The sequence below is a fragment of the Legionella tunisiensis genome, assembly GCF_000308315.1.
Lineage (GTDB): Bacteria > Pseudomonadota > Gammaproteobacteria > Legionellales > Legionellaceae > Tatlockia > Tatlockia tunisiensis.
In genome coordinates, this window is the sequence record NZ_CALJ01000248.1 from 46413 (window position 1) to 53829 (window position 7417).

Consider the following 7417-nt stretch of genomic DNA (forward strand, 5'->3'; position numbering starts at 1 on the left):
TTTAAAATACTCAAAGGTGAAAGCCAATTCACCCTCTATACTAACGCATCGAGGGTGAATTGCATCGATTAAGCTTCAGACTTCTTGACAGAAATCAGGTGAATTTTGAAAATCAATGTTTCATTAGGTCCAATTGGGCCACCCACACTACGTGGACCATAAGCAAGATTAGCAGGAACATAGACTTCCCAAGTAGAGCCAGCAGGCATCAACTGCAATGCTTCAGTCCAGCCAGGAATAACCTGTGATACTTTGAAAGTAGCAGGCTTACCCGTTTTTTCAGTGCTATCAAAAACTTGGCCATCAATTAACTTACCAGTGTATTCAACAGTGACAGTGTCATCTTTCGCGGGCTTTGCACCACTACCCGTTTGGATTACTTTGTATTGCAATCCACTTGGCAAACTGACTACACCTTCTTTAGCCTTGTTTTGGCTCATGAATGCTTCACCTTTAGCTTTGTTCTCTTCAGCTTTTTTGGTGAATTCAGCATTTCGCTTTGCCATTAGGTCTTTTTGAAACTTATTTAAAACATCTTTCATTTGTTGTTCAGTCAGCAACAGTTGACCACCACTCATGCCGTCTTGTAATCCCTTAGCCATAGCAGCAGGACTGATGTCGATACCTTGCTTCTTAAAATTCTTACCTAAATCAGCGCCAATGCTATAAGACAACTTATCCATGTCACTATTTAATGATGTTGTAGTTGCCGCATCAGCTGCAGCAATTGTCGTTGACATTGCCATACCTATGACAGCCGCAGCGACCAGTCTCATCTTCATAAACAATCCCCTTTTTGTCTGTCGTCAGAATAGAACTTTGCAAAAATGCCCATCCATTCTGCCTAAATTCTAATGAAATTACCAGTAACCGTTTAGGCAATCTAACACTATTAATGGTGAATTTTCTCTTTGATGCCGATTTATGTTGTTTGTGTGCAATTTTCCTTCTAAAATTGTCATTATTTGGCATGAGTTTTAAACATGAGTATTAGCTTATTTGATTTGTTTTCCATCGGTATTGGCCCATCGAGCTCACATACCGTCGGCCCAATGCTCGCCGCCAATGCTTTTTGGGTTTATTAGAAAATAAAGAGACATTAAATAATACAATACGAATAAAAATCGAACTTTATGGCTCTCTAGCCTTAACAGGCAAAGGCCATGGTACGGATAAGGCGATCTTAAACGGTTTGGAAGGAAAAATGCCCGAAACCGTGATCCCAGAAACGATGATTCCGCGAATGAAGGACATTATCGCATCTCAACAACTCTGTCTTGCTGGCAAAAAAATATCCCTTTCACCGAAAGCAGTGATTTTTGTTTTTGCAAAAAGAACTGTTACCATAAACACAGTAATGGAATGCGTTTTTCAGCGTATGATCATACGGGAAAAACCTTATTGCGTCAGGTGTATTACTCCATAGGCGGCGGCTTCATTACGACGGAAGAAGATTTTGATCATCCTGCTGCTAATAATAGCCTGCCCCCCTACCCATTCACTACGGCACGGCAACTATTAAAGCTATGCCGAGATAATAGATTGACTATTGCCGAATTAATGATGGCGAACGAACTCACCTGGCGAAATAGAGAAGAAATCCAGGAAGGGATCTTTGCCATTGCCAAAGTAATGGGTGAGTGTATCGAAAATGGCTGTCATCATCCTGGGATTTTACCTGGCGGCTTGCAGGTGAAGCGCCGTGCTCCTGATTTATATCAAAAACTTATTGAGCACAAAGGAATTCCCAGTGTATTTGAGCAATCAGACATTATGAACAAACTCAACTTGTACGCAATGGCTGTCAATGAAGAAAACGCAGCCGGTGGAAGAATTGTTACAGCGCCAACCAATGGTGCAGCAGGTATTATTCCAGCGGTCATGAAATATTGCCAGGAAGCGCATGATCGCTTAAACAAAGAAGATATCTATACTTATTTTCTTACCGCAGCAGCCATCGGTATTCTTTACAAGGAAGGTGCGTCTATTTCGGGTGCTGAAGTAGGTTGTCAGGGTGAAGTCGGTGTTGCCTCGTCCATGGCAGCAGCAGGCTTGACTGCCGTATTGGGTGGTACCATTGAGCAAATTGAAAACGCCGCTGAAATTGCTATGGAACACCATCTCGGGATGACCTGTGATCCTGTTCTTGGCTTAGTCCAAATTCCTTGCATAGAGCGCAATGCCATGGGCGCAGTCAAAGCAGTTAATGCCTCTCGTATGGCACTTATTGGTGACGGCCAACATAAAATTTCACTCGATAAAGTGATAAAAACCATGAAGGAGACTGGTAAAGACATGCAGAGCATTTACAAAGAAACCTCGATGGGTGGATTAGCTGTTAATCATCCTGAATGTTAAGGTAGACAGGTACACGAATGAGTGGCTCCACGTCCAGGCATTTCCTCTTCTATCTGCAACAACTTGGTTGATATGGTATATTTTAAGTAATGGTCTTCCGATGCAATCGCATTTGCAATGTCAAAGTACCTTTTAGCGTGCACGTAATCACTGGCCTCCAGGAAAAATCACCGCACTCGTAATTTAGTTGCAAGTACTTATCCCTAATCCAATTATCATTGGATTTGGACTCGAATATTTTTTAAATTTACTCAGCTCAGAGGTTACATTAATTAGTTTTTGCTCTGGCCCCAAAGAATCAAATATTTTTGATCGAACAATAACTTTCCATCGCGAAATCCTCTTACTCTAAGCAATTCCAGCAGAGGGACCACGCTTTGGTTCATCTAATTTTTGTTGTTGCTGAGCTGCTTGCGCAGCAGTATAAATTCTACCTAAAGCATTATCACCTAAGTTAACACCTACCTTATTAAAAAGAGTTTTTAATTTTACTAGATCTTGGTCCTTATTAGCAGAAAATGGCTTTTCTAAAAAACCCTTAATATCATTAAATTTTTCTGCCGTATTTGTTTTCCAATACCCCCAGGCTCTAGTTCCTTTAATATGAGCATCTGCCGGAATTTCAGCAACGGCATAAGCAGGTAATATTGAACGATAATTATCTTGTTTTTGCTCTTTTTTCAACAGCAAATTTTTCTAGATCATTTAGTCCATATTTACCTGATTGAAACCCTTCACTATATTTAGCCTTTCCCAAATAATCCAATTGGCTCTTAGCCGCATTTTGCTGAGCGTCATGTAAAGCAAAATGGAAGGGCTTCAATAATTCATCTCCATGGGCATTTACCCTTGTAACTAGCACTTTATTATTGTTTTTTGACCATTCTAAAGCGGCGTCTTTTTCAGCTTTAGGTGTAGCGTCTAATAAATTTCTAATTGTTACTTGCTGCTTCTGCAGTTGTTCTCTTATACTGATTGCCTCATGTACAGTAGCCATATAAGCATTAAAAGCAGCATCTGACGCGCCATGATTTCTTGCATGTTGACTAGAAAATTTTCCATTCTCTTTTATCCAGGAAATGTCCTTTTCAACATCAATTAAGTCCTGTTTAAGTTGCACCATCCGTGCTTGTTCAGTAGCTAATGCAGCTGTCTTTTCAGTTATCTCTTTATTAATTTTTCCGCCTCAGCAGAGCCTGATTCTGCTGTCTTAAGCTTGTTCTTAGCATCATCTATTTTCTTTCCCAAGCTTTCAATTTTTTCAGACAAAGGAACTTCTTGAAGTCTTAAATCTTGACGTCTATCATACAAACCTTTTTCCTTGGCTATAAACGCACCAATTTCTCCTTGTTGCGCCTCTAATTTCTTATAAACTTCATCCAGTTTTTTTATTGTTTTATTATATTGTTTGTATGCATCTAAAAGAGCAGGCATGATAAAATCTCCGCCAGTTAACTAATTAAATTATAGCCAACTTTACACTCACTTATTATTTGTTTTTAATATGGATTTTTTTCAAAAATATAATTATTAGTTAATAAAAAATCGTGTGATTTTAATATTTGATTGATACTTTTTTGATAAGTTATGACCTCGAATTAGTGTACTGTTTTTTTCTTATAAATAACTAGCAAATTTCTGACAGACCAATTAAGCCTGCTTGATTAATACGCTCACGCCCTTTTGATAAAGAATTTTTTGTTAATAACAAGCTAGTAATCAATAGCCACATTGCAACAAGAATTTGCACGAAAGCCTGCAGGGGATTAGCTCCCAAATACCCCATTACCACCACCGCCAATGCAGCTGAGGACATATTAATGAAGCTCATCATGGCAGAAGCGCTAGCTATATCAGGTAAAGCGTTAGAGGCGATCAATGAGCCACCAGCAAAGAGCAAACCACCAAATAAATACAGACTTAGAGTACTAAGAAAGAACCAGAGCGCGGATGATGAATTGTTATGTAACATCACAAATAAACTGATTGTACCCAAGGCACAACCAATTAGCCCAAGAACAATAACCTGCATGGCTGGGAATCGATTTAATAGGAATTTTGCCCCCAATCCACCCAAGAGCATGCCTAACATATTAGCAAGATTCCAATAACCGTATTCTGCCGCTGAAAGATAAAGTAAATCATTCGCAATTTGCGGCCCTGCTGCTGAAAAACAATAACTAATTACCGAACAAAACCCAACTACTAAAGCAAATAAAACCAGTGTGTGCGATGATAGAGCCTGTTTATACGCAAGAATCATTGTCTTTAAATTAATTGCCTGCTTATTTTTTAGTGTTTCTTTAAATAACCAAGTACCCGCTAGCATAAGAGTACCCTGGATGAGTAAGAGCAGAAAACAATCTGTCCAATGCCAATATTCTGTAATAAGCCCCCCTAACGTTACCGCTAAACCTACACCCAATGTAAATGACAAAATCGTGTATGCCATCGCTGTTTTTCGTTGCGACTCAGCTAACCATTCGTTAATTAGCATCAAGGTACAAGCCAATCCACTTGCACTTCCTAAGGCACTTACCAAACGACCCATAATTAACAAGCCATAAGAATGAGTTATCAAGCAAAGAAAGCATAATAAAATCCCGATTAGATTAATGCTTAATCCTACTCGTAAAGCAACTAGTCTACCCCAACGATTGGCCAGTGGTGCATAGATTAACTGACCAAGAACATAGCCTAGTAAAAACGCCGAAACGACCCACTCTATTTCGCCAGCCTGTAGACCAAATTGTAATTGGATCTGGGGTAAAGCTGGAGTCAAAATTGCTGCAGAGAATGAAGCAATAGAAATATAACTTAGTAGCCAAGCAATTCGGGGATTAGAAACCATGATTAATCCTTCTACTCATCAATTTAGACATTATATTGATTAATTATTTTTCAATAAACGGGGGTATTAGTTAATTATTGTTAACCAATAGTTAATTATTGATGATTAATTCATAGACTGGAATCGGTGTAGTGCCATAAAAAGAATCACTTATTGCATAACCAATCACTGCCGCTAACTGGCCATTGATAAAAACCAAAGGGATCTGATCACGTAGCCAAGGAGGGATCTGCCATTCTTGTAATAATTTTTTTAGTTGCTTGCTTTGCCCATGCCAATGAAATACTTCCCCTCCTTGGCGAAATCGAATTTCAATTTTGCTTTGTGGTGGAACAATTAGACCTTTGTCTTTAACGTTCGTACATAAAACACCTAACTCACCTAAATCGAGAGGCTCGGGAAATGAAGTCCAGGCTATTACCAATGAAGAAAACTTAACTTGTCGTTTTAGCAAATACAAATTCTGTTGATAACGTCGAACATTGACATCGGCCCAGCTAATTTGCGGATTAGCATCTTGTCTGGCATGAATCACTTCGTTGATCAACCGATTGAATGTTACTGTATTTGGCAATCTCACCTGATTAGTCTTAAACCACAAGCGTAAAATATTGGTAATACGAGCTGGAGATAAATGAGAAAAAACAGGGATAGCTAACTGGTTGCTTACCTGTACAAGTGCGGGACAATCTATTCTAGCCAAATCATCTAAATTAGCTTGCGCTTGCTGGCAGTGAACTGACGTGCGTGCCAAATTATTAATAATTCCCGGCCATCGTGCCGACAGTAAAGGCAAGACTTGGTGCCTAATATAATTCCTGGAAAAACTAATATCCTGGTTACTTTCATCATCTATCCATTGCAACTGATTCAATCGAGCATAGTTTTCCAAGGTTTGACGTGAATAGTGTAAAAAAGGCCGTAGCAAATTCCCTTGCATGAATGCTTTCTCAACAACCATTGCTGATAAGCCTTCAATGCCAGCACCACGAAAAAGTTGTAATAGCAAGGTTTCTGCCTGATCATTCAAATGATGCCCTAATACTAAACAATCGGATTTTTCAAGCAATTGGGCAAACACCTGATACCTCGCCTTTCTTGCCACTTCTTCGATATTACTCTGGCGCGCAAACTCAACAGATTTGATAATCAAAGGGATTTGAAGTGCTGCGCACAACTGTTGGCAATGCTCCTGCCAAACCAATGCATTAGGACTCAGTCCATGATTAACATGGACTGCTGTCAATTTAGGGAATAGTGTAGGCTCTACGGCTAAGCATTGTAACAATACGGTAGAATCGAGTCCTCCACTAAAACCGACAAAAATACGACGGTAATGCGTGAATTGCGTTAACCAATTGATTGTTAGCAAAGATTGTGTCAACAAGCCCCCATTGCCATAAATTTGTCGTAGCGTTGGTTCAAAAGATCTTCTACAGAAAGACTTTTCAACGAACGTAATTCATCAATAAGAATTTCCTTTAACCGAGCAGTCATCTCAAGCACATTACGGTGAGCCCCTCCCAACGGTTCAGGAATTACTCTATCGACTAAACCTGAATCAAGAATTTTATCGGCAGTAATCCCCATAGCCCTAGCGGCTTCACTTGCTTTAGCAGCATCTTTCCACAGAATCGAAGCACAACCTTCAGGGGAAATAACGGAGTATATCCCATATTGCAACATGAGCACTCGATTACCCACGCCAATAGCCAAGGCGCCACCTGAACCTGCTTCACCGGTCACGGTACAAATGACTGGTGATTTAAGTTTGGCCATCTCTAATAAATTTCTCGCAATAGCTTCTGATTGGTTGCGTTCTTCAGCGCCAATACCAGGATAAGCGCCAGCGGTATCAATAAAAGTAAAAATAGGAAGCTTGAATTTTTCCGCCATTTTCATTAAACGTAGCGCTTTGCGATATTCTTCCGGCCGCGCCATACCAAAGTTACGATAAACTTTTTCTTTGGTACGTTTACCTTTCTGATGTCCTAAAACCATAACAGCTTCGCCGTTTAAACGAGCTACGCCACCAATAATTGCAGGCGCAGAAGAATAATGCCTGTCGCCATGTAATTCTTGAAAATCAGTGAAAATGTGCTCAATATAATCGGTAGTTTGCGGACGCAATGGATGTCTAGCCATTTGCGCAACCTGCCAAGGCTCCAGATTGGAAAAAATATTTGCAGTTAATTCTTCACACTTTGC

General features: G+C 39.8%; 7 protein-coding genes and 1 pseudogene. 1 reads left to right on the plus strand and 7 read right to left on the minus strand.

Annotation, left to right across the window (positions count from 1 at the left end; genetic code table 11):
* Nucleotides 1-68 precede the first annotated feature (68 nt).
* Entirely contained in the window at nucleotides 69-782 is a 714-nt protein-coding gene (locus BN58_RS15150) for an FKBP-type peptidyl-prolyl cis-trans isomerase N-terminal domain-containing protein (protein ID WP_019217543.1), read from the minus strand.
* Nucleotides 783-983: 201 nt separating this feature from the next.
* Between BN58_RS15150 and BN58_RS26030 the strand changes: the two are divergent.
* Nucleotides 984-2358, plus strand: a pseudogene (locus tag BN58_RS26030) (L-serine ammonia-lyase).
* A 348-nt stretch (nucleotides 2359-2706) separates the two neighbouring features.
* Here BN58_RS26030 and BN58_RS15165 read toward each other — a convergent pair.
* The 6 genes from BN58_RS15165 to BN58_RS15190 all read right to left on the minus strand — a co-directional run.
* Nucleotides 2707-3042 carry a hypothetical protein gene (locus BN58_RS15165; protein ID WP_019217545.1) on the minus strand — a complete coding sequence of 112 codons (336 nt, stop codon included), beginning with the start codon at nucleotides 3040-3042 and terminating at the stop codon, nucleotides 2707-2709.
* On the minus strand, nucleotides 3017-3481 hold the full coding sequence (locus tag BN58_RS15170; RefSeq protein ID WP_019217546.1) for a hypothetical protein: 465 nt from the start codon (nucleotides 3479-3481) through the stop codon (nucleotides 3017-3019). The genes BN58_RS15165 and BN58_RS15170 overlap by 26 nt, the downstream gene beginning before the upstream one ends.
* Nucleotides 3482-3519: 38 nt before the next feature.
* Entirely contained in the window at nucleotides 3520-3792 is a 273-nt protein-coding gene (locus tag BN58_RS15175; protein WP_019217547.1) for a hypothetical protein, read from the minus strand.
* Nucleotides 3793-3985: 193 nt separating this feature from the next.
* Entirely contained in the window at nucleotides 3986-5209 is a 1224-nt protein-coding gene (locus BN58_RS15180; protein ID WP_019217548.1) for an MFS transporter, read from the minus strand.
* 91 nt (nucleotides 5210-5300) lie between these two features.
* Nucleotides 5301-6593 carry a tRNA lysidine(34) synthetase TilS gene (tilS, locus tag BN58_RS15185; RefSeq protein ID WP_019217549.1) on the minus strand — a complete coding sequence of 431 codons (1293 nt, stop codon included), beginning with the start codon at nucleotides 6591-6593 and terminating at the stop codon, nucleotides 5301-5303.
* Nucleotides 6590-7417: acetyl-CoA carboxylase carboxyltransferase subunit alpha (locus BN58_RS15190; RefSeq protein ID WP_019217550.1), on the minus strand; the 828-nt coding region annotated here is incomplete at its 5' end. The genes tilS and BN58_RS15190, both read right to left, overlap by 4 nt.

Excerpts from the sequence above, each read along its gene's own strand:
- BN58_RS15170 (WP_019217546.1), bottom strand. The coding sequence starts at position 3,481 with ATGGTGCAACTTAAACAGGACTTAATTGATGTTGAAAAGGACATTTCC.
- BN58_RS15150 (WP_019217543.1), bottom strand. The coding sequence starts at position 782 with ATGAAGATGAGACTGGTCGCTGCGGCTGTCATAGGTATGGCAATGTCA.
- BN58_RS15180 (WP_019217548.1), bottom strand. The coding sequence starts at position 5,209 with ATGGTTTCTAATCCCCGAATTGCTTGGCTACTAAGTTATATTTCTATT.
- BN58_RS15175 (WP_019217547.1), bottom strand. The coding sequence starts at position 3,792 with ATGCCTGCTCTTTTAGATGCATACAAACAATATAATAAAACAATAAAA.